Consider the following 19,754-nt stretch of genomic DNA (forward strand, 5'->3'; position numbering starts at 1 on the left):
TGTCGGTACTCTGAAACCAGAAAAAAAGTATGAGTTTGCTATCGATTTTACAAATGATCCATATTATGGAAAAGTTGATTCATTCAATCAAGACTACGTGATACGTAGTCAGGCCAAGAAATCAACAAACTCTTTTTATTCATATGTAGCACTGTCCATTATAAACAAGAACGAGAGATTTACTTTTGCAGTTCTTCCTGTTGAAAGGAATAAAACAAAAGTTGATTACCTCACTTATTTCATAGATCTTATCGAAGAACTGGATTTCAATATCAAGGTACTTTGCCTGGATCGAGAGTTCTATTCAGTTGATGTGTTTGAGTTCTTACAGGACAAGGAGATTTCTCACATTACACCAGTAGTAAAAAGGGGAAACGCAATCAAGCAACTGCTTAACGGGAGAAAAGCAAGGTCTGCAGAGTATGTAATGAAGAATGCTCAAAGACAAGAAGTTCAGCTGGATATTGTAATTGATGTGAAGTATATGAAAGGTAAAAGAGGCAAATACGGATGTGAAAACCTTGGGTTTGTTGTTTATGGAGTTAAGTGGCCTCCAAGGAAGGTTAGTAACGTCTACAGAAGACGGAATGCTTACGAATCATCTTACAGGATGAGAAATGTTGTTAAACCAAGGACATCAACAAAAGATGTAACTTTCAGATATTTCTTTACTATAATATCGTTCCTGCTCAGAAATGTATGGATATACCTCCAGAAAAAGCATTTTACAATCGTAAAACCAGGTCCAATAACCATTGATGAAGACAAGTTCAGGTTTGCCAGATTTATTCTGTTTGTTGAAGAATGGCTTAGGAGAAAGTTAAGGATTCAGCTAGTAGTGCAGTGTTTAAGGTAATTCAATAGGGGTAGGAACAAGATGGAAAGAAAATTAGAGAACTACTGACATTGAATATCAGACATTATATACCATACACTCAAAGTTACCTGATATTTTGATTCAAGCGTTAGATTGTAAGTCAAAACTTGCAGAGAGCAATATCTAATATATAGGACGCAAGAGAAACAGTCACATTCAAGGAAAAGAATAATTTATTCACCAGTAAAATGGTGAATAATCGAATAGCCAAGACAGCAGTTATTTATCGCCTTTCCTCAGGCTTTTCATTTTTTCAAGTTCCCCCTCAAGTTCCCGAATCTTCATTTCATCTATCGAATCCGCATAATCTGCAAGTTCCTTATCGGCTGTCTGAAGCGTGTTGTGCAGCTTTTCCACTACATTCTTCTCCAGATTCAACCTCTGTTTTCTGGTCTCGCTAACAAGCTCCTCGACAAGTACCTTGCCTTCTTCCTTGCTTATGGCACCTTCCTTGACCCTTGCCTTTACAAATTCCCTTATTCGCTCTTCGGACATAGCTGCCAATCCTGCACCAATCAATGCAGTTGCGCCTAAAAGACCCATCTTCTTTATCTTTTCCATGTATAATACCCCATTACTGATCAGATAGGATTCACAATCGGCATGAGTTAAAGTCAACCAGTAAGTCAATCTACTATATTTGAAACCAGGGACAAAACCACCACCTGTCTTAAGATGACCGAATGCCGATTCAGAAATTCACAACTCCCCGATTTATGTTTCCCTTCCAGATAATAATAGGTACAACTAAATATATATTTGTTTGGTCTTAAAGAAGAGGCTACAGTCTAATTTTATAAATGTCCATTGTATTTATTTCAGGAAGAAGATTCTTCCTGATTATTGAATACCTGATTGCCCAGTTCAGTTACATCATAGGTATCCGTTTCAGGATTGTATTTTAACAAACCATCCTTTGCCATTTTGTCCAACATGGACTTCATTATATCGTCTGTCATTGTTTTAACCTTTCACTCATTTTTAGATAATATCCACAAAACCCGCATCTATCATAGACATTAAGGCAAAATTAATACATGTTGTCAGAGTATATTTAATATATTATTGCAGGGGAAACTAAATGAACGAATTTGGGTACTATGGTTATGGTTACCATACTGTGGTGGGTATGTTTGTATTTGTCCTGATTATAATAGGTATCGGTTTATTGATCAAATGGCACATCGGGAAAAATAAATAAAAATACAGAGATAAGTTTGCAATTGCCTAAAATATAAATTGTGATAATAAGAGGTGAAACAATGGACAAAGGATTTTCAAAAGATTTGAATGAATTGATGCAATTTCCCACAGAGGGAATCTTCAGTACAGTACTGACAAAATCAGACACCTATAATTACACACTTATGTGTCTTGCAGGTGGAACTGATATTGATGAACATACATCCACAAAAACAGGAGTGGTCCAGGTCCTGAAAGGAAAGGGTGTCTTCCGTTTATATGGAAATGAAATCGAAATGGAAGAAGGTACATTCATTTTCATGCCTGCAAATGCACCTCACTCCCTTCAAGCCCAAGAAGACCTCGCAGTACTTCTGTGCCTGACTAAGTAAATAAATTACATGAATTAAAGGTGTGGTTGTATGAAGATAATTATCATAAATGGTTTTCCAGGAAGCGGGAAAACGACCACAATAAAGGAAATGGCTAAGAGTTTTGCGGATAAGGGGAAAAAGGTTGTTATAATATTTACCGAGGAAGGAAGAGTCAGTTATAATGATATCAAAAACACAAATATAATCACAAAAGAAGTGCTAAACGCCTGCGTTCCCTGCAGTCTCAGGTTCAATCTGGAAAGCACTTTAAAAAATGCAACCCGTGAATCAAATCCTGATTTTGTGATAATCGAACTTCTATCAACTGCATCCTCGTCCCAGATAAAAGCAAGCCTGGAACCGATGAATATTCCGGATATGTCTTTTGCTCCTGTTGTAAATATTGTAGATCCTAAAACTTTCATCACTGATATTAGTAAATTGCCCAAATTTGCCATCGACAGGATTAAAGAGGCTGACATAATCTGTTTGAACAAAACAGAATCTGCAAAAGATGAAAATATCAGAAATGTAAAAGATTTTCTCCGTAATGCTAACCCTGATTCAACCATACTGGGAATTTCTGCACATAAACCTGATGAAGAATTTAGATCTTTCACGGATCAATTGCTAAATAACGATGGAAGAATGCGGGATATGAAATCGTGAAATGACTGTATTATGATTACATGGAAGAGAGACAGCACCGGTATCTGAAAATGGTTAAATAATTGAATTGGTTAACAGGTAACAATGAAATTCATAAAATCAATTGTTGCTATTTTCGTCCTTTCTGCAATACTACTTACCAGTGGATGTGCAGACGACACAAATCGATCAATAGTCCAATCCGGTGTTGTAGAAATCAAAGGGGACAATATCAAGGAAACCGTACAGTATGACGAGGAAAATATCGATCTGTACATAAATGGTGATTCAATCAATGTTGTGGTGGAATGGGGCACCAGGGTTGATAATGCCACTATTACCGGCAACAATATAGAAGTTCTATTCAAAGATGGAGCAAGTATTGAGGAAATTTATCTGAGCGGGTCACGCATAACCGTCATGGTACCAAAAGCCCAGTATCCGGTTGTACACAGGGAAGGCAATGATGTGGCAGTGGTATACTATTAATCCACTTTTCCACCCTCAAGACAGAAGTGCAAATAATCTTTTTATCAGCACTTTTGTCTCTTTACATTAGGCCCTTCACAGGTATCCTGCACAACAAATCCCGCTTGCACAATTTTATCCCTTAAAGCATCTGCTGTTTCCCAATCCCTCTCATTTCGGGCCTGCTCACGTATCTTTACAAGCTCCATAATCTTTTCTGGAACTTCCTCACCTTCTTGTGCAAAAAGGCCAAGGGTATCTGCAAACTTCCTGTAGAGGGAAAGAAGTTTTTCAAGTACATCCTTATTCCTGCCGGCTTCAAGATACTGGTTGGAAACACGGGATAATTCATGATAAACTGCAATTGCTTTCGGGATGTTCATATCATCTTCCAGAGCGTTCCTGAAATCATCTTCAAGATTGTCAGGCAGGTCTATCACTTCCTGATCAGAAGGATATTCATTATCATCTGCGCTCTTTATAGCGAACTTCAGATTTTCCAGTGTTTCCCTGAGTTTGAAATAGCTGTTTTGTGCATGCCGGGCAAAGGAGTCGGAAAAATCCAGTTTCTTTCTGTAATGCACGGACATAAACATGAAGCGCACAACTTCTCCCCCATATTTGTCAACCAGTTTTGGGAGAGTGAAAACATTACCCTTTGACTTACTCATTTTCTCGCTGTCAACTATCAGGTGTTCCCCGTGTATCCAGTACCTTACAAAGGGTTTATCTGTAGCCCCTTCAGACTGGGCAATTTCATTCTCATGATGGGGAAATATCAGGTCCACTCCACCTGTATGAATATCAAGGGAAGGTCCAAAATGATTCATTGACATTACCGAGCATTCAGTATGCCATCCGGGCCTGATCTTACCCCAGGGACTTTCATAGTAAATACCCCTTTCAATCTCTTCCTGTGTGGATGCTTTCAGCAAAACAAAATCCCGGGGATTATCCTTATCGTATTCATCGACATCAACCGATGCTCCCATCTTAATTGAATTGAAATTCAGTTTTGAAAGCTTACCATAATCCGGAAAAGCCGAAATCCTGTAATACACCGAACCCTCCTTTTCATAGGCAAGCCCTTTTTCCATCAGTATTTGTGCCAGCTCTATCATTCCATCCACATTTTCAGTGGCCCTGGGATAAGCAGAGGCTCGTTTTATGTTTAGCATATCAAGTCCGCAGAAAAATTCTTCAGTATATTTTTCTGTAAATTCCTTCAGGGACATTCCCGCTTTCTTTGAATCCCGGATAGTCTTATCATCGATATCTGTTATATTCATTACAAGATTCACAGAGTAGCCCAAATACTTCAGGATACGTACCAGATTGTCGGTCATTAAAAAGGTTCGGTAATTACCTATATGCGGAATATTATACACCGTAGGACCACATGCATATATTGTAACTTCATCTTCCTTTAAAGGTTTGAAAACTTCCTTTTTCCTTGTTAAAGTATTATACAATTGTAACATTCAAACAACCACCTGTTACACTAATTTACGCCTTCCTATTTTAATCAATACATTTAACTTTCAGCTATTTGATGACTGCACCCACACTACCCATAAATTTTGCTCTCTTAATACCGAAAATTTGACATTCAGGAATCTGTTCACAATATCCATATTTGTTCTGGCATGACTGGTTACAGATGTTGCTTTAAAGCGCGATTGACCATTGGCCAGTGCCATATAGGGGATCACTTGATCGCACATAAATTCATCAACTGTTGCACCTGCTCTAATGCATCGTGAAAGATTTTTTGCAGCATCGATTCCTACTTTCTCAGCTTTGACACCACGCTCCCCGAGACTATCCATCCCGATAGTAGAATTTTCAAAAACAGCCCAGAGGGTTACTCCTGATCCGGTGGAATAAGAGGGTGAATATTGGGCATCAATATTTATTGGTACCTCATATCTCTGCGCAAGATAATCCTGTATGGCATCAACTTCCCTTGCAGATACATCTGCCCTTTCGAGGTCCGAGGACGAATGGGCAACTCCTTTTATATCCAGCAGTTTTCCTCTTTCATAAAGATCAATGGCTTTAATGCAATCTTTCGGTGGTACTACCTTGACCAAAACCTGAGCTCCTCCACGAGGATAGTAACCCTCCCTGAGAATCCGGATAGTCACATGAAAACCCATCATTGAAAGAATGGGACAGAGAGCATGCTGTATATAAGCAAGAGACGGACTCCATTTTCCATAGGTGGCACCTCCATGAATAGAGACCTGTACATCTTGATCTGCTATGGTTATCGGAATCAGAAGGGCCTGCAGGACAAGGCCGATTGAACCTGCTGTAGGAATTTCTATTTTTATGTGATTGGATATTATAGGACCGGGCACAAACTCAATCTCCGTTGAACTTACCGATACTCCCCTCACTTCTGCATTACACAACTGTGCAACCGCCATAATTGCGGCCACATGCTGGGCTCGCAAACCCGGGACATACCTTTGTGCACGAATATTGATGATTTTCACAGGTAACCCTGTAACCGCAGAAAGAGCTACAGAGGTCCTTATGATCTGTCCACCACCTTCTCCAGTGGAACCATCTACTAAGATAGGATCAGACATAGAAATTAATTATACTTCTTTATTTAATATTTTACCTGACGCTCCTCTTCTGTATAACCAAAAATGGTTTATAGGATAATTAATGTTTTTTTTAAATAGAGGAGGGCACAGGAATGAAAATAGTCAAATGCAGGGACTTGGGTTTCAAATGTAATTTAATGGCTACAGGAACCAAACAGGAAGATGTAGAAAAAAAGATGCTTGACCACATCAAGCAAGTCCATGGAGAAGAACTGGAAAAGATGTCTGAAGATGAGATTAAGGAGATAAAGTACCGGATATCAACCCTCACCGGACGAGGGTGTGGATGTGGTGCACTATAAATTAATTATCTGAATTAATCAATCCGTATTACAATACTTATATTCAAAATAACTGGAGCAATCAAAATGACAGGTAATCCCCTCAATACTATAAAGAAAGCAGATCCAGATCTGTTTGGTTTAATCGAGCAAGGCGGTGAATTGACATTCTCCGAAGAAGGCATACCCTTACAATATAAATTCCTGATTGCAATGGCACTTGATGCATCGAAAGGAGCTGAGAACGGAGTCAGAAACCTAGCAACACAGGCAATCAATGCCGGAGCTACAAAGGAAGAAGTGATGCAGGCAGTACGAATAGCCAATTATGTTTCAGGAGTAGGAAGTGTACATATTGCTGCAAATGCATTGAAGGATATTGTCTGAGATTGCAGGCAATAATCCTTCAATATATTTTTTGGTCAATTACAGGGCCTTTAAATATTCAATCAGGTCGTTGAGACCCTTTTCGGACATGTCTCAGCGCGGCATCGTATAATCCAGTCATTCCCCCGACGGATCAATTCCTTGTTTAATAGCCGTCTTGATGGTTTCATCAGTATAAACGGAATGAACTTCATGTTCATCCTCATTGTGCGCATCAGCAGTCAATGCTTCATAGGTGATATCAGGAGGCACTGCAGTACCCATCATTATCGGCACACCACCTTTTCCATCAACACCATGGCAACTTACACAGCTGCCACCATGTACGCTTAACCAGCGAGGACCAGCCTGAAATGATATTCTTTGTCCATCTTCATTAAAACCGTATTAAGGTCCAGGCCTGATTCAAGAAGATCGTTTTGGATGTCTTCAAGTTTTAATCGCATTATAAGGTAACTTTTCCTTGCCTTAAAACTTACAAAAATATCTGCCAAACCGTCTTTTGTCAAACCAATATAGTATTTGTTATATTTGAGTTCAAAAGTGGGATCGATCTCTTTGATTAAGTGAAGTAAACGATCTGCCAGTTCCACTGTTTCTTTAGATCCTTTATTTTCCCAATAATATCTATCTACAACTTCAGTTACTTCTTCATCTTCATCGATAAGGTCAAGTTCAAATTCATCCAGTATCTTTGTGAAAGTCAGAGCAATGCCGGCAGTGTTTTCCACTTCATAAGCATTCATCTGGATGGCAATAATAGGTATGTTGCCGTTAAAGAGCTGGATTACATTAAAAAAGCGACTTGTAATATCCTCGGCTATAATCACAGCACAATGGTCATATTGTGGATATTTCTTTCTTTCATTATCCCAGTATTCGATAGTCCTGATTATGTGAGATTCATCTGTTTTACCTAATTGAATTTCAACTTCATATCTTTTTAAAGAATCAGGGTCCTGAAGCAATAGATCAAGCCTGCCAGCACCTCGATGATTGCGTTCTATATCTTTTAGAATCAAATCTCCAAGGCCCAGTATTGAAGGATCGGAAGATATTTGCTCCTGTATCCATTTTTCATTTATACGAGGATTTCGTTTTAATGATGTTTTTTTAAGGTTTATTAACCGCACACCGACCACACCCCAATAAATTACTATGGTATAGATATGTGGAAGGCAAGATATAAAAATTATTTTTAATCAAAATTCTGAACATGTCCAACAAAAACAGCATAAAATCATTAAACTTTTAATTAACAAACATATTATAGATAAATACAATGATCCAGACCAATTCACAATTAATTTCCATATCCTAAAGAAATAAGTTTACTTCAGCGAGATCAAACGCATGAGCCACAACCAAAAACCCGAACAGGTAGCTAGAGATCTTATAGATAAGAAGTTGAATGATTCTGGTTGGGCTGTACAGGCTAAGAATCAGCTTGATTGGAACGCTTCAACCGGTGTTGCGATAAAGGAATACCAGACCGAGGTGGGCCCTGCAGATTATGTACTTTTTGTGGATCAAAAACCTGTTGGAGTTATCGAGGCCAAAAAGGAAGAGGAGGGGCACCACCTCACTGTTGTTGAAGAGCAGTCAGCTGAATATGCTACGAGCAAGTTGAAGTACCTCAATAATGAACCACTCCCTTTTGTGTATGAAAGTACGGGGAAAGTTACAAGATATACTGATTACCGGGACCCAAAACCAAGGTCCAGGCCTGCTTTCTCATTCCATCGCCCGGAAACATTTCTACATTATCTCAAACAGGAGAAGAGTTTAAAGGAAAGACTCCTTGAAATGCCCGATTTTAAAACAGATGGATTACGTGATTGCCAGATTCGGGCCATTTACAATCTTGAAGAATCTTTTAAAAAAAACCGTCCCCGTGCTCTGGTGCAGATGGCTACAGGATCGGGAAAAACCTATACTGCCATTACGTTCATTTACAGATTGTTGAAGTTTGCCGATGCTAAAAAAATACTTTTCCTTGTGGATACACGTAATCTGGGAGAACAGGCTGAACAGGAATTCATGGCCTATGTACCCAATGATGATAACCGCAAATTTACCGAACTTTACAATGTGCAGCGCTTGACTTCCAATTATATTTCCTCGGATAGCCAGGTTTGCATCTCCACTATACAGCGACTTTATTCTATACTGAAGGATGAAGAACTGGACGAGGAATCAGAAGAGGAAAATCCGGCTGAAAAAGAGTGGAAATCGAAAGAGCCCCTGCCGGTTGTATATAATGAGAATGTCCCCATAGAAGAATTTGATTTCGTGGTTATCGATGAGTGCCATCGCTCCATATACAATCTGTGGCAGCAGGTTCTCGATTACTTTGATGCATTCCTGATCGGCCTGACGGCTACACCGGATAAACGTACCTTTGCTTTTTTCAATGAGAATGTGGTGAGCGAGTACAGCCATGAGGAAGCCGTGGCAGATGGAGTGAATGTGGGTTATGAGGTTTATACGATTGAGACCGAGATCACTAAAAACGGAGCAGAGATCAAGGCCGAGGAGTTTGTCGATAAACGGGAGAAATTGTCCCGCAAAAAACGCTGGGAGCAGCTTGATGAGGATTTCACATATACTTCAAATAAGCTGGACCGGGATGTGGTTAATCCCAGCCAGATACGAAATGTAATTCGCACTTTCAAGAATAAACTTCCCGAGATTTTCCCGGGCAGAAAAGAGGTACCCAAGACCCTGATATTTGCAAAGACGGACAGTCATGCGGATGATATTATTCAGGTCGTCCGGGAAGAGTTCGGAGAGGGGAATGCTTTCTGCAAGAAGGTGACGTACAAGGTGGATGAGGACCCAAAATCCGTCCTGTCCCAGTTCAGGAATGATTACAATCCCAGAATAGCGGTTACGGTGGATATGATTGCTACCGGCACGGATGTCAAACCGCTGGAATGTCTTATGTTCATGAGGGATGTGAAGAGCCGTAATTATTTCGAGCAGATGAAGGGACGCGGTACACGCACCCTGGATTTTGATGATTTGCAGAAGGTGACTCCCTCGTCAATCTCGGCCAAGACACATTTTGTGATCGTGGATGCTGTGGGTGTTACCAGGTCCATGAAGACCGACAGCAGGTCTCTGGAGCGCAAGAAGGGCACACCTATGAAGGATCTGCTTGGAGCGGTCACCTTCGGAGCAGAGGATGAGGATGTGTATGTTTCCCTGGCCAACCGGCTGGCCAGATTGGAAAAACAGATTACACCACAGGAGCGGGAAACCTTTGCCGAGAAGACCGGCGGGAAAGAAATCAATGAGGCCATTAAGGATTTGCTCAATGCCCACAACCCGGATGTAATCGAGGCAAAGACGCAAACGATTCAGACAGAAGAGCCGGAAATTTCTGAAGATGAAGCCAGAAAGAAGGCCCGGGGGAATTTATTCAGCACTGCAAGAGCTACCTTTACCGGCCAGTTGAATGAGTATCTGGAAAATGTGCGCAAAGTACATGAGCAGATCATCGATACTGTAAATACGGATACGGTCCTGAGAGCGGAGTGGGATGAGGATGCTGTGATCAGGGCTGATGAAGTGGTGAGTGATTTCAAGGCCTATCTGGAGGCAAACCGGGAGGAGATCACTGCCCTGCAGATTTTCTATAACCAGCCCTATCAGCGCAGGGATGTCACTTTCAGGATGATCAAGGAAGTGCTGGAAAAACTAAAAGCTGAGAAGCCCTACCTGGCTCCGTTGAGAGTCTGGCAGGCCTACGAACAGCTGGAAGAGGTCAACGGGAATTCCCCGAAGAACGAACTCACAGCCCTGATCTCCCTGATCCGCAGGGTTACCGAGATCGACCCGGTACTGACTTCCTATGACTTAACCGTAAGCAGGAATTTCCAGAACTGGGTATTCGATAAGCAGGCCGGTACCCTGAAATTCAATGAGGACCAGATGGGCTGGCTGCGAATGATCAGGGATTACGTGGCCACCAGTTTCCATCTGGAAATAGACGACTTGGACTATGCCCCGTTTGATGCACTGGGAGGACGTGGCCGGATGTACCAGCTCTTCGGGAATGAGATGAACACGATGATAGATGAATTGAATGAGGCACTGGCGATTTGAGCTCTTATAATCTTTCAATAAATGAATTTGTGTGATGGCATGAAAATTCTATATGACACTAATATTTTGATTCCCATACAGGACCCGAAAATTCTTTCTCCAGATCTACAAGAGTTACTTGCACTAATCAGAGAACATAGTCATCAAGAAGTAATTCATCCTGCTTCTCTCAAGGATATAGAAAATGATAATGACGCTGAAAGAAGAGAGATGATTCTATCAAAACTTCGTGGTTATCCAATACTACCATCACCACCTCTGCCAGATGATTCATTTGTATCTTTAGTAGGAACACCTTCAAATTCACATGACATAAATGATAACGAAATACTGTATTCACTTTATAAAAATCTCGTAGATTTTATTATTACAGAAGACAAAGGAATAAGGAGGAAAGCATTCCGACTGGATGTTGACCATCGCGTTTTTTCGATCTCTTCAGCACTTGACTATTTCAAAAGATTATATAAAAGACATGAACCCAAACATACATTATTAAAACAATTATATGCTCATGAAATAGACATTAATCAACCCTTTTTTAATTCCCTAAAAAGAGATTATACCGATTTTCAGCAGTGGTGGACGGAAAAATGTGTGAAACAAAGTCGTAAATGTTGGATATATGAAGAGGAAGGAGAAATAAAGGGATTTCTGATGCTCAAAGAGGAAACTGAAGCAATAGACACCTCTCCTCCTCAACCTATAAAACCTCGGGTCAAAATAACAACTTTAAAGGTAGATTTGTCCGGTTCTAAAATGGGAGAACTGTTCCTAAAATTAGCATTTCAATACTGTATAAATAACAATTTCTTTGAGATATACCTCACCCATTTTGAAACAAACGATGATCCTCTAGTATATGTAATTGGAAATTATGGTTTTGAGAACATTGGAAAGAGAACCTGCAATGGTGAAGATGTATATTTGAAAAAATTTAAAGTGGAAGACACAAGCTTAGAGCCTCTTACGATTGCTAATAGATATTATCCATGTTTTAAAGATGATGAAAGCATCAAAAAATTTATCGTTCCAATCAAACCAGAATATCATGACACTCTTTTTCCTGATTATTCCAGAAGACAGTTGACTTTTGATGACTATACAGAAATAAACGTTCCTGGAAATGCAATTAAAAAAGCCTATTTATCGTCCTCAAGAATAACAAAAATAACTCCGGGAAGTATAGTTCTGTTCTATCGCTCTAAAGATCAAAAAGCAATTACGGCTATAGGTGTGGTCGACCAAGATCCAATTAGAACAACAGATCCCACAGAACTGAAAAGAATTGTGGGCAAAAGAAGCGTTTATTCCGATGAGGAACTCATGGGATGGGCAAAGGAAAACGTTTTTGTGATTCCATTTAAACACCATTTTTACTTGCCAAATCCCTTAAGCTTAAGCTATTTGAAGGAAAAAGATATTCTTAAGAGCCACCCTCAATCAATAACAGAAATAAACCATGAACAATATGTAGCCCTAAAAAGTGGTGGCAAACTCGATGAACGTTTTACTGTCAATTAAACCAGAATATGTTGATGAAATTCTAAAAGGAAAAAAGAAATTCGAGTTTCGAAAGTCCATTTTTAAAAGAAGAGACATCACCAAAGTCTTCATATATTCCAGTTCACCGATTAAAAAAATTGTTGCATCATTTGAAATTGCCGGCATTATCGAAGATTATCCAAAAAATATATGGGATCAATGTCATGAATATGGAGGTATTGCCAAAAATGATTTTTTTGACTATTTTAAGAATTCAGAAATTGGTTATGCAATCAAGATTAGCCATCTCCATGAATTCTCCGAACCAATCAATCCCTATCTGCTAAAAAAGGACTTTAGACCACCTCAATCTTATTATTATCTGCCTTTAGACTATTTCAGAGATTACGAGCCGGTGTTAATGGAATCTGGTAAGGAGTATCGCACTGATATGGACATTAAATTGGATACGCAAAAAAACATGCTGAATAAGAATATTTTAAAATCTGAGGAGAAGTACGGATGGAAAACAGTTCGTTTAGGCGATTTTGCCATATATCAAAAAGGGAAAAAACCAAAAAACCAACAATCAGAAGCGTCTGATGTATTCAAATATCCATATATCGATATCAGGGCTTTTGATAAAGGGGAAATAAAATATTATACTGATGGCGAGAATTGTGTAATATGTGAAGAAGATGACCTCTTAATGGTTTGGGATGGATCCCGTAGTGGCTATGTTGGAAAGGCAATAAAAGGTGCATTGGGTAGCACCTTAATGCGTCTCAAGTTCCATGCTACAGAAAATAAGTTTGCTTATTATTTTTTGAAATCTAAATATCTTGAAATAAATACAAAACCAAAGGGAACAGGAACGCCTCATGTTGATCCTACGATTCTTTGGAATTATCAATATCCCCTACCACCCCTACCCGAACAGCGCACCATCGTCTCCAAAATAGAGCAACTCTTCAGCGAACTGGACAACGGCATCGCCAACCTCAAAAAGGCACAGGAGCAGCTCAAAGTGTACCGGCAGGCGGTGCTGAAGAAGGCATTTGAGGGAGAACTTACGAAGCAGTGGCGACAGCAGCAGACCGACCTGCCGGATGCGGAAGAATTGCTGGAGCAGATTCAGAAGGAGAGGGAAGAAAGCTACAACCGGAAACTGGATGAATGGAAAACGGCTGTTAAAGAGTGGGAAAATAAAGGGAAAAAAGGGAAAAAACCTTCCAAACCAAAAAAAGTCAAAGGAGGTAACTTTCTTTCAGATAATGAATTAGAGAAATTGCCAATAATTCCTAAAGAATGGAAATGGATAAAAGTGGGTGAAATTACTGAATCGATGAAAAATGGAATTTATAAACAAAAGTCGTTCTATTCTGAAGAAGGAACTGCATGTCTTAGGATGTACAATATCGAAAATGGAATAATTGAGTGGTTTGATATTAAAAGAATTATACTCACAGAAAATGAAAAAAATGAGTATGGGTTAAATGCTGGCGATTTATTGGTAAATCGAGTGAATAGTAGAGAGTTAGTAGGGAAGACTGCAGTAATTCCAGAAAACATGGAATTTTCAGTCTATGAAAGTAAAAATATTAGATTGAGATTAAATTCAAAAATCAATTCAAAACTCGTAAATTATTGGTTTTTCCTTTCAGCAAATCATTACTTCAATAGAAATGCTCAACAAACAGTTGGTATGGCATCAATAAATCAAAGTCAATTAAGCAATTTTGAATATCCACTTTGTCCTTTTTTAGAACAACAAGCCATCGTCAGCGAAATCGAAACCCGCCTATCGGTATGCGATAAAGTCGAACAGGACATCGAAGAGAATCTGGAAAAGGCAGAAGCATTGCGCCAGAGCATCCTGAAAAAGGCCTTTGAGGGGAAACTGCTCAACCAGCAGGAACTGGAAGAAGTGCACAATGCACCAGACTGGGAGCCTGCCGAAGTGCTGCTGGAGAAGGTGCAGGCGGAGAAAGCCGGTGCGAAATAAAGCAATAAAACCAAGTGAGAGATTAATATGAAGAATGTAGAGAAAGCAGAAAAAGTCCATTTAGGAAGCCTCATAGACCAACTTAAAAAGGGACATTATATTATTCCTGATTTTCAACGTGATTTCGAGTGGGAACCATGGGATGTTCTTTCACTTGTTCGCTCAATATTCATGGATTATTATATTGGAACCTTATTGTTGTGGAAAGGAAGCAAAGAAAATTACGAGATATTGAGCTGTGAACCGATTTATGGATTTGAAGGAAGTAATGACCCACAACACATAATTTTGGATGGACAACAACGTTTGACAGCTATCTACTATGCTTTCTTTAATCCGGGAAAACCCTTCCCTAGAAGAAAAAACCCAATCGTTTATTTCCTTAACATAAACAAATTACTAAATGAAGAATACGAAGAAGCTTTTTTCTATGACACATCATCAAAAAAATATACTAATATTCTTCAAAATAAGGAAGAACAATATAAACATCATTTATTCCCTCTTTCTGAAATGAAAGAAGGTACATGGGGAACAGGTGACTGGATAAAAGGTTATCGTGATTATTGGACCAACCAGCTCGAAAATGTAGATGCCGAAAATGAATTAAAACGGGATCAATATGCAGTTTATGTTAAAAATGCACGAGAATTTAAAGATATAATAGAGGAATTATTCAACCAGTATTTTATCAGTTACATTGAACTTGATCGTGATATTGATATTGCCAAAGTTTGCGATATATTTACTCAGATAAACAGTAAAGGTGTAAAACTCGATATTTTTGATCTATTGAATGCCATCCTTAGACCCAAAGAGATCTATTTAAAGCAAATGTGGAAACAGGCAGAAGAAGAATTACAATTCACCAAACCTAAAAAAATGAAAATTTACATTTTGCAGGTAATGTCTATATTGGAACAATATTATTGCTCGGCAAAATATCTCTATTACATGGTACCTGGAGCAACTAAAACAATTAAGAAACCAGATCGTACAAAAGATGAAATCGTACTCATACCAGATGAAGAAACTTTCAAGCAAAAATGGTCCCGTTCGGTTGATGCGATAAAGAAGACTATAACTATTTTAAAAAATCCACGTGAATATGGGGCAATCAATCCTTATTTTGTTCCTTATCCATCTATAATTCCGGCTTTTGCAGCCATTAAAGCTTTTGTCGAGGAAAGTGATGGAAAAAATAAACTTGATATGCAAGCAAAAATCAGGAAATGGTATTGGGCTTCAATCTTCACAAACCGTTATTCAAGTAGCGTTGAATCAATATCTGCAAAAGATTTTCAAGATCTCAAAAAGTGGTTTAACAATGAAGACGATAAACCCGAAGTAATAAAGGAGTTTTTTAGCACATATAAAAATATAGACTTATTAAACGATAATCCTAAAGGATCTGCTATATATAATGCAATTTTTAATCTTTTTATCATCAATGGAGCAAGAGATTGGTCTACTTTTGAATTACCAGAATATGAATCCCTTGATGATCATCACATTGTTCCAGCTTCGGTTTTCAAGGATGAAAATGTTCCAACCATAAACCGTATTCTAAACCGTACTCCGCTATCACCTACAACAAATAGGCATATTATAAACAACAGGATGCCTAATGAATATTTAAAAGAAATGTTTGATAACAATGATAATGAAAAAGTCTATGATGTTCTCGCTTCCCATTTGATAAGTAAAAAGGCTGTAAGTATTTTATTGAGAAAGCCATTCACAAAAAGTGATTTGGATGATTTTTTGAGAGAAAGACAAAACACTATTATTAATGCAATAGAAAATCAATTGATAAAAGAAAAAATTAATGTCCCCATATCTTTGAAAGAATTGGATAATGAGATAGAGAGCATCGAGAATTCTTTAAGAAGTTTTATCGTTAATTCTTTTGAAGATTCACATAAAGCATATCAGAAGAATACACCCGGGCATATACAAGAAAAAGTTGAGAAAAGGATTGAAAGTGAGAAAAGGAAAAACCCTCATTTATCAGATAATGATTTTAATCTATTTTCTAAACGAATAATGTATTTTGACCTCTTTGAATATTACGATATAATGGCATCTAAATTAAACTGGCCACATTTTGAACCTTACTTCAAGAATAAAAATCAATTGCAAACCAGATTCAAGCAACTATCAACACTTAGAAATGCGATAAGGCATAGCAGAGAGGTAAGTCCAATAGAAAGACATGATGGCGAAGCTGCAATTGCATGGTTTAAAGGAATTTTAAAGTAAATCTGTAAATGCATCATCAAAGGTCCAACAATGTCAGAAAACACATCATCCATCGTATCCAAGGTATGGAGCTTCTGCAACGTCCTGCGTGACGGCGGAGTCAGTTACGGAGATTATCTCGAGCAATTGACCTATCTTATTTTCCTGAAGATGGCCAGCGAGTATAACAAGCCGCCCTACAACCGGGATATCGGGATTCCGGAAGAATACTCGTGGGAAGAATTGAAACAGAAACGCGGGGCAGAACTGGACACCCATTACAGGAAGCTGCTTGAGGAAATGGGGAAAAAGCCCGGCATGCTCGGCCAGATATTCCTCAAAGCCCAGAACAAAATCAGTGACCCGGCAATGCTGTACAAGGTCATTGACATGATCGATAAGGAAAGCTGGGTCATGATGGGTGTGGATACCAAGGGTGAGATATACGAAGGGCTCTTGCAGAAAAATGCAGAAGATACCAAAAGCGGTGCAGGCCAGTATTTCACACCCCGTCCTCTCATCAAGGTCATGGTGGAATGCCTGCAACCCGAACCCCTCAAAACCATAGGTGATCCCTGCTGTGGTACCGGTGGGTTCTTCCTGGCAGCCTATGACTTCCTCAAGAACCGGGAAGGAGGATTGAATCAGGAACAGAATCGTTTCCTGAAAGATCAGACCTTCTCAGGCAACGAAATTGTGGCCGGAACACGCAGGCTTGCACTGATGAACCTCTTCCTTCACAACATCGGTGAGATCGACGGTGAACCGATGATCGACAACACCGATGCACTGATTGCCGACGCAGGGAAACGCTACGACTACGTTCTCACCAATCCTCCCTTCGGTAAGAAGAGCAGCATGACTTTCACAAACGAAGTAGGGGAAATTGAAAAGCAGGACCTCACCTATAACAGGCAGGACTTCTGGGTCACCACAAGTAACAAGCAGCTCAACTTCTTGCAACATATCCGCACCATGTTGAAAGCCGGAGGTAAGGCAGCAGTGGTCCTTCCGGACAACGTTTTGTTCGAAGGCGGGGTTGGTGAAACCGTACGCAAGAAACTTCTTGAAACCACCGACCTGCACACCATACTGCGACTGCCTACAGGCATTTTCTATGCAAACGGTGTAAAAGCAAACGTGCTTTTCTTTGAAGCAAAAAAGGCTGCTAAAGATCCCTGGACAAAAGAAGTATGGATTTACGATTATCGTACCAATGTACATCATACGCTGAAAAAGAACCCGATGAAATACTCCGATCTTGAAGATTTCATCAGGTGCTACAACCCGGAGAACCGTTTCAACCGGGAAGAAACGTGGAGTGAAGACAATCCAGAGGGACGTTTCCGTAGATTCACCTACGATGAAATTATAGCACGCGACAAAACCAACCTGGATATATTCTGGCTCAAGGATGAAAGTCTGGCCGACCTTGACAATTTGCCTGAACCGGATATTCTGGCAAATGAAATTGTTGAGAATCTGGAATCTGCCCTTGAAAGTTTTCAGGAGATTATGACTACGGTTAATGTGCAGAATGAAAAATCAGATGAATGGGAACCTGCGGGAGATTTGAAGATAGAATAAGACGAATGTGATTTGAGTTCAATTATAAGAACTGTATTTAGCCTTTGTAGAAATCCTCGATATTCACACGATTATCAAGATTTGTTGGCTGTTAATTTAGACATAATTTCTACAGAATTGGTATTTTATCATGCTACAATTATCCTATTGAATACCCAGCATTTTGGAAATTGTATTTGGTTACACTAACCAAACAACTCAACACTGAAAGGAAAATATATATCCACAGCGAGGACAACATTATTTGGTAAAGGGGGTATTTTATGGTCGAAAATGAGCAGGAAATTCTAGACAGGGCTTACGATAAAGGTTTTGAGTACGAAAGAAAATATGGTTACTGCTCTCAAACAGTTCTTTCCGCAATTCAGGATATTTTTGGTGGAATCGATGATGAAGTGATCCAGGCGTCCCACTCCCTTGCTGGCGGAGGCTCACTGGATGGATTCATCTAAATTATCAAGGATAGTTAGAGAAGAATTCATTGATGAATATGGTAGTATCATCTGTAATGATATCCAAAAAGAAGTATTTGGGAAGTCCTACAATCTGTGGGATCCCCAAGAATTTGAAGCTTTTGAAGAAGCTGGAGGGCATGATGATAAATGCCCAAGTGTAACGGGAAATGCAGCGAAATGGACGGCAAAAGTCTTGCTGGATGAAGGCATTGAACCAACCCTGTGAAAGGATACCAATCATAGAATTCATTTTGGATTATACACATTATTGTCATCCGGTGTATAGAAAAAACTCATTTATAACTATAAAGAAAATATAAAATATACTATATTAATATTTAATTTATATTAACAGTTCTATCAGTGTTTTGACCATAAACTATATAAGTCTATTTCTCTGTATAATAAACGGGGGTATTATAATGAGTGAGAAAATTGAAAACATATTAATCGCCACTGATGGATCTGAGAATGTAAAGAATGCGGTAGATTGGGGTATAGATCTTGCAAAATCAACCGATGCAAAGGTCAAGGCCCTATTTGTCATACCGCCAGTAGGTGTTTCTGCTGCAGTTCGCGGAGAAAGCTGGGCTGAAGGAACGCGTACCCATTTAGAAAAAGAAGGCAGGGATGCCACTGACTATGTTGTTGAAGTGGGTAAAGCAGCTGGAGTCGAAGTAGAACCAGTTACCATTGAAGATTACCCTTCTGAGGGGATTGTAAACTTTGCTAAGGAAAACAATACAGATCTCATCGTAATGGGGACACTGGGTGCAACAGGTCTAACCCAGCTCTTATTGGGAAGTGTAGCAGAAAATGTCGTACGTCATGCGAAAACGTCTGTGATGGTCGTCCCATAAGACAACCAAACTATAAATAATTCAAAGATGGAACATTTCCATCTTACTATTTTTTTCATGATCAACTAAATAGACTCACCTTTTAAAGCAATATTAAAGCAAAAAACCTTAAACTATACCGGGAATAAATAAGAAAGTCCAAAACTCCTCGTTCCGCTACTTATATCCCAAAAAAT

The 19,754-nt window shown here is 39.2% G+C and carries 20 protein-coding genes; 14 read left to right on the forward strand and 6 right to left on the reverse strand.

Going from position 1 to position 19,754, the window contains the following annotated elements; translation table 11 throughout:
- The coding region (locus tag CI957_RS07615; protein ID WP_128754601.1) for an ISH3 family transposase at positions 1-856 on the forward strand (856 nt) is incomplete at its 5' end.
- A 240-nt stretch (positions 857-1,096) separates the two neighbouring features.
- Here the strand turns inward: CI957_RS07615 and CI957_RS07620 are convergent.
- On the reverse strand, positions 1,097-1,438 hold the full coding sequence (locus CI957_RS07620) for a hypothetical protein (RefSeq protein ID WP_096711314.1): 342 nt from the start codon (positions 1,436-1,438) through the stop codon (positions 1,097-1,099).
- Positions 1,439-1,695: 257 nt separating this feature from the next.
- Entirely contained in the window at positions 1,696-1,836 is a 141-nt protein-coding gene (locus tag CI957_RS10660; protein ID WP_013037521.1) for a hypothetical protein, read from the reverse strand.
- Positions 1,837-2,139: 303 nt separating this feature from the next.
- Here CI957_RS10660 and CI957_RS07625 point away from each other — a divergent pair, with 303 nt between their 5' ends.
- From CI957_RS07625 to CI957_RS07635, 3 genes are all read left to right on the forward strand, one after another.
- The gene (locus CI957_RS07625; protein ID WP_096711313.1) at positions 2,140-2,451 is read left to right on the forward strand and encodes a cupin domain-containing protein; all 312 of its coding nucleotides are present in this window, start codon (positions 2,140-2,142) and stop codon (positions 2,449-2,451) included.
- 30 nt (positions 2,452-2,481) lie between these two features.
- Entirely contained in the window at positions 2,482-3,102 is a 621-nt protein-coding gene (locus CI957_RS07630) for a GTP-binding protein (RefSeq protein ID WP_096711312.1), read from the forward strand.
- Positions 3,103-3,186: 84 nt separating this feature from the next.
- Positions 3,187-3,570, forward strand: a complete 384-nt coding sequence (locus tag CI957_RS07635) for a hypothetical protein (RefSeq protein WP_096711311.1) — start codon at positions 3,187-3,189, stop codon at positions 3,568-3,570.
- A gap of 44 nt (positions 3,571-3,614) precedes the next feature.
- Here CI957_RS07635 and cysS read toward each other — a convergent pair whose 3' ends face one another.
- The gene (cysS, locus tag CI957_RS07640; protein WP_096711310.1) at positions 3,615-5,030 is read right to left on the reverse strand and encodes a cysteine--tRNA ligase; all 1,416 of its coding nucleotides are present in this window, start codon (positions 5,028-5,030) and stop codon (positions 3,615-3,617) included.
- 60 nt (positions 5,031-5,090) lie between these two features.
- Complete coding sequence (rtcA, locus tag CI957_RS07645) at positions 5,091-6,146, reverse strand: RNA 3'-terminal phosphate cyclase (protein ID WP_096711309.1); 1,056 nt, start codon at positions 6,144-6,146, stop codon at positions 5,091-5,093.
- Positions 6,147-6,259: 113 nt separating this feature from the next.
- On the opposite strand from rtcA, the gene CI957_RS07650 reads away from it, so the two are divergent.
- On the forward strand, positions 6,260-6,469 hold the full coding sequence (locus CI957_RS07650) for a DUF1059 domain-containing protein (RefSeq protein ID WP_096711308.1): 210 nt from the start codon (positions 6,260-6,262) through the stop codon (positions 6,467-6,469).
- Between the two features lie 66 nt (positions 6,470-6,535).
- On the forward strand, positions 6,536-6,835 hold the full coding sequence (locus CI957_RS07655) for a carboxymuconolactone decarboxylase family protein (RefSeq protein ID WP_096711307.1): 300 nt from the start codon (positions 6,536-6,538) through the stop codon (positions 6,833-6,835).
- Between the two features lie 117 nt (positions 6,836-6,952).
- Here CI957_RS07655 and CI957_RS11230 read toward each other — a convergent pair whose 3' ends face one another.
- Both CI957_RS11230 and CI957_RS07665 read right to left on the reverse strand, forming a co-directional pair.
- The gene (locus tag CI957_RS11230; RefSeq protein ID WP_241646002.1) at positions 6,953-7,102 is read right to left on the reverse strand and encodes a hypothetical protein; all 150 of its coding nucleotides are present in this window, start codon (positions 7,100-7,102) and stop codon (positions 6,953-6,955) included.
- A 62-nt stretch (positions 7,103-7,164) separates the two neighbouring features.
- On the reverse strand, positions 7,165-7,968 hold the full coding sequence (locus tag CI957_RS07665; RefSeq protein WP_128754602.1) for a hypothetical protein: 804 nt from the start codon (positions 7,966-7,968) through the stop codon (positions 7,165-7,167).
- Between the two features lie 220 nt (positions 7,969-8,188).
- Here CI957_RS07665 and CI957_RS07670 point away from each other — a divergent pair, with 220 nt between their 5' ends.
- The 8 genes from CI957_RS07670 (at position 8,189) to CI957_RS07700 (ending at position 19,578) form a co-directional block, all read left to right on the forward strand.
- The gene (locus CI957_RS07670) at positions 8,189-10,945 is read left to right on the forward strand and encodes a DEAD/DEAH box helicase family protein (protein ID WP_096711305.1); all 2,757 of its coding nucleotides are present in this window, start codon (positions 8,189-8,191) and stop codon (positions 10,943-10,945) included.
- A gap of 39 nt (positions 10,946-10,984) precedes the next feature.
- Positions 10,985-12,469 (forward strand): hypothetical protein, encoded by a 1,485-nt coding sequence (locus CI957_RS07675; RefSeq protein WP_132130882.1) that lies wholly within the window; start codon positions 10,985-10,987, stop codon positions 12,467-12,469.
- Positions 12,447-14,435 carry a restriction endonuclease subunit S gene (locus CI957_RS07680; RefSeq protein ID WP_096711303.1) on the forward strand — a complete coding sequence of 663 codons (1,989 nt, stop codon included), beginning with the start codon at positions 12,447-12,449 and terminating at the stop codon, positions 14,433-14,435. The genes CI957_RS07675 and CI957_RS07680 overlap by 23 nt, the downstream gene beginning before the upstream one ends.
- Positions 14,436-14,462: 27 nt before the next feature.
- Positions 14,463-16,697, forward strand: a complete 2,235-nt coding sequence (locus CI957_RS07685) for a DUF262 domain-containing protein (RefSeq protein ID WP_096711302.1) — start codon at positions 14,463-14,465, stop codon at positions 16,695-16,697.
- 30 nt (positions 16,698-16,727) lie between these two features.
- The gene (locus CI957_RS07690; protein WP_096711301.1) at positions 16,728-18,263 is read left to right on the forward strand and encodes a class I SAM-dependent DNA methyltransferase; all 1,536 of its coding nucleotides are present in this window, start codon (positions 16,728-16,730) and stop codon (positions 18,261-18,263) included.
- A 263-nt stretch (positions 18,264-18,526) separates the two neighbouring features.
- A complete protein-coding gene (locus CI957_RS10750) occupies positions 18,527-18,715 on the forward strand; it encodes a hypothetical protein (RefSeq protein ID WP_206631055.1) in 189 nt (62 codons plus the stop codon).
- Complete coding sequence (locus CI957_RS10755) at positions 18,702-18,944, forward strand: C-GCAxxG-C-C family protein (protein ID WP_206631056.1); 243 nt, start codon at positions 18,702-18,704, stop codon at positions 18,942-18,944. Before CI957_RS10750 ends, CI957_RS10755 begins: the two co-directional genes overlap by 14 nt.
- A gap of 196 nt (positions 18,945-19,140) precedes the next feature.
- On the forward strand, positions 19,141-19,578 hold the full coding sequence (locus CI957_RS07700) for a universal stress protein (protein ID WP_096711300.1): 438 nt from the start codon (positions 19,141-19,143) through the stop codon (positions 19,576-19,578).
- Positions 19,579-19,754: the final 176 nt, after the last annotated feature.

Origin of the sequence: Methanohalophilus sp. WG1-DM (assembly GCF_004104135.1) — an archaeon.
In the GTDB taxonomy this organism is placed as follows: Archaea; Halobacteriota; Methanosarcinia; order Methanosarcinales; family Methanosarcinaceae; genus Methanohalophilus; species Methanohalophilus euhalobius.

What these genes read in the sequence shown, in the direction of transcription:
- CI957_RS10750 (WP_206631055.1), top strand. Translation starts at nt 18,527, where the DNA reads ATGGTCGAAAATGAGCAGGAAATTCTAGACAGGGCTTACGATAAAGGT.
- CI957_RS07675 (WP_132130882.1), top strand. Translation starts at nt 10,985, where the DNA reads ATGAAAATTCTATATGACACTAATATTTTGATTCCCATACAGGACCCG.
- CI957_RS11230 (WP_241646002.1), bottom strand. Translation starts at nt 7,102, where the DNA reads ATGATGGGTACTGCAGTGCCTCCTGATATCACCTATGAAGCATTGACT.
- CI957_RS07630 (WP_096711312.1), top strand. Translation starts at nt 2,482, where the DNA reads ATGAAGATAATTATCATAAATGGTTTTCCAGGAAGCGGGAAAACGACC.
- CI957_RS10755 (WP_206631056.1), top strand. Translation starts at nt 18,702, where the DNA reads ATGGATTCATCTAAATTATCAAGGATAGTTAGAGAAGAATTCATTGAT.
- CI957_RS10660 (WP_013037521.1), bottom strand. Translation starts at nt 1,836, where the DNA reads ATGACAGACGATATAATGAAGTCCATGTTGGACAAAATGGCAAAGGAT.
- CI957_RS07655 (WP_096711307.1), top strand. Translation starts at nt 6,536, where the DNA reads ATGACAGGTAATCCCCTCAATACTATAAAGAAAGCAGATCCAGATCTG.
- CI957_RS07680 (WP_096711303.1), top strand. Translation starts at nt 12,447, where the DNA reads ATGAACGTTTTACTGTCAATTAAACCAGAATATGTTGATGAAATTCTA.
- CI957_RS07700 (WP_096711300.1), top strand. Translation starts at nt 19,141, where the DNA reads ATGAGTGAGAAAATTGAAAACATATTAATCGCCACTGATGGATCTGAG.
- cysS (WP_096711310.1), bottom strand. Translation starts at nt 5,030, where the DNA reads ATGTTACAATTGTATAATACTTTAACAAGGAAAAAGGAAGTTTTCAAA.
- rtcA (WP_096711309.1), bottom strand. Translation starts at nt 6,146, where the DNA reads ATGTCTGATCCTATCTTAGTAGATGGTTCCACTGGAGAAGGTGGTGGA.
- CI957_RS07670 (WP_096711305.1), top strand. Translation starts at nt 8,189, where the DNA reads ATGAGCCACAACCAAAAACCCGAACAGGTAGCTAGAGATCTTATAGAT.
- CI957_RS07650 (WP_096711308.1), top strand. Translation starts at nt 6,260, where the DNA reads ATGAAAATAGTCAAATGCAGGGACTTGGGTTTCAAATGTAATTTAATG.
- CI957_RS07690 (WP_096711301.1), top strand. Translation starts at nt 16,728, where the DNA reads ATGTCAGAAAACACATCATCCATCGTATCCAAGGTATGGAGCTTCTGC.
- CI957_RS07635 (WP_096711311.1), top strand. Translation starts at nt 3,187, where the DNA reads ATGAAATTCATAAAATCAATTGTTGCTATTTTCGTCCTTTCTGCAATA.
- CI957_RS07620 (WP_096711314.1), bottom strand. Translation starts at nt 1,438, where the DNA reads ATGGAAAAGATAAAGAAGATGGGTCTTTTAGGCGCAACTGCATTGATT.
- CI957_RS07625 (WP_096711313.1), top strand. Translation starts at nt 2,140, where the DNA reads ATGGACAAAGGATTTTCAAAAGATTTGAATGAATTGATGCAATTTCCC.
- CI957_RS07685 (WP_096711302.1), top strand. Translation starts at nt 14,463, where the DNA reads ATGAAGAATGTAGAGAAAGCAGAAAAAGTCCATTTAGGAAGCCTCATA.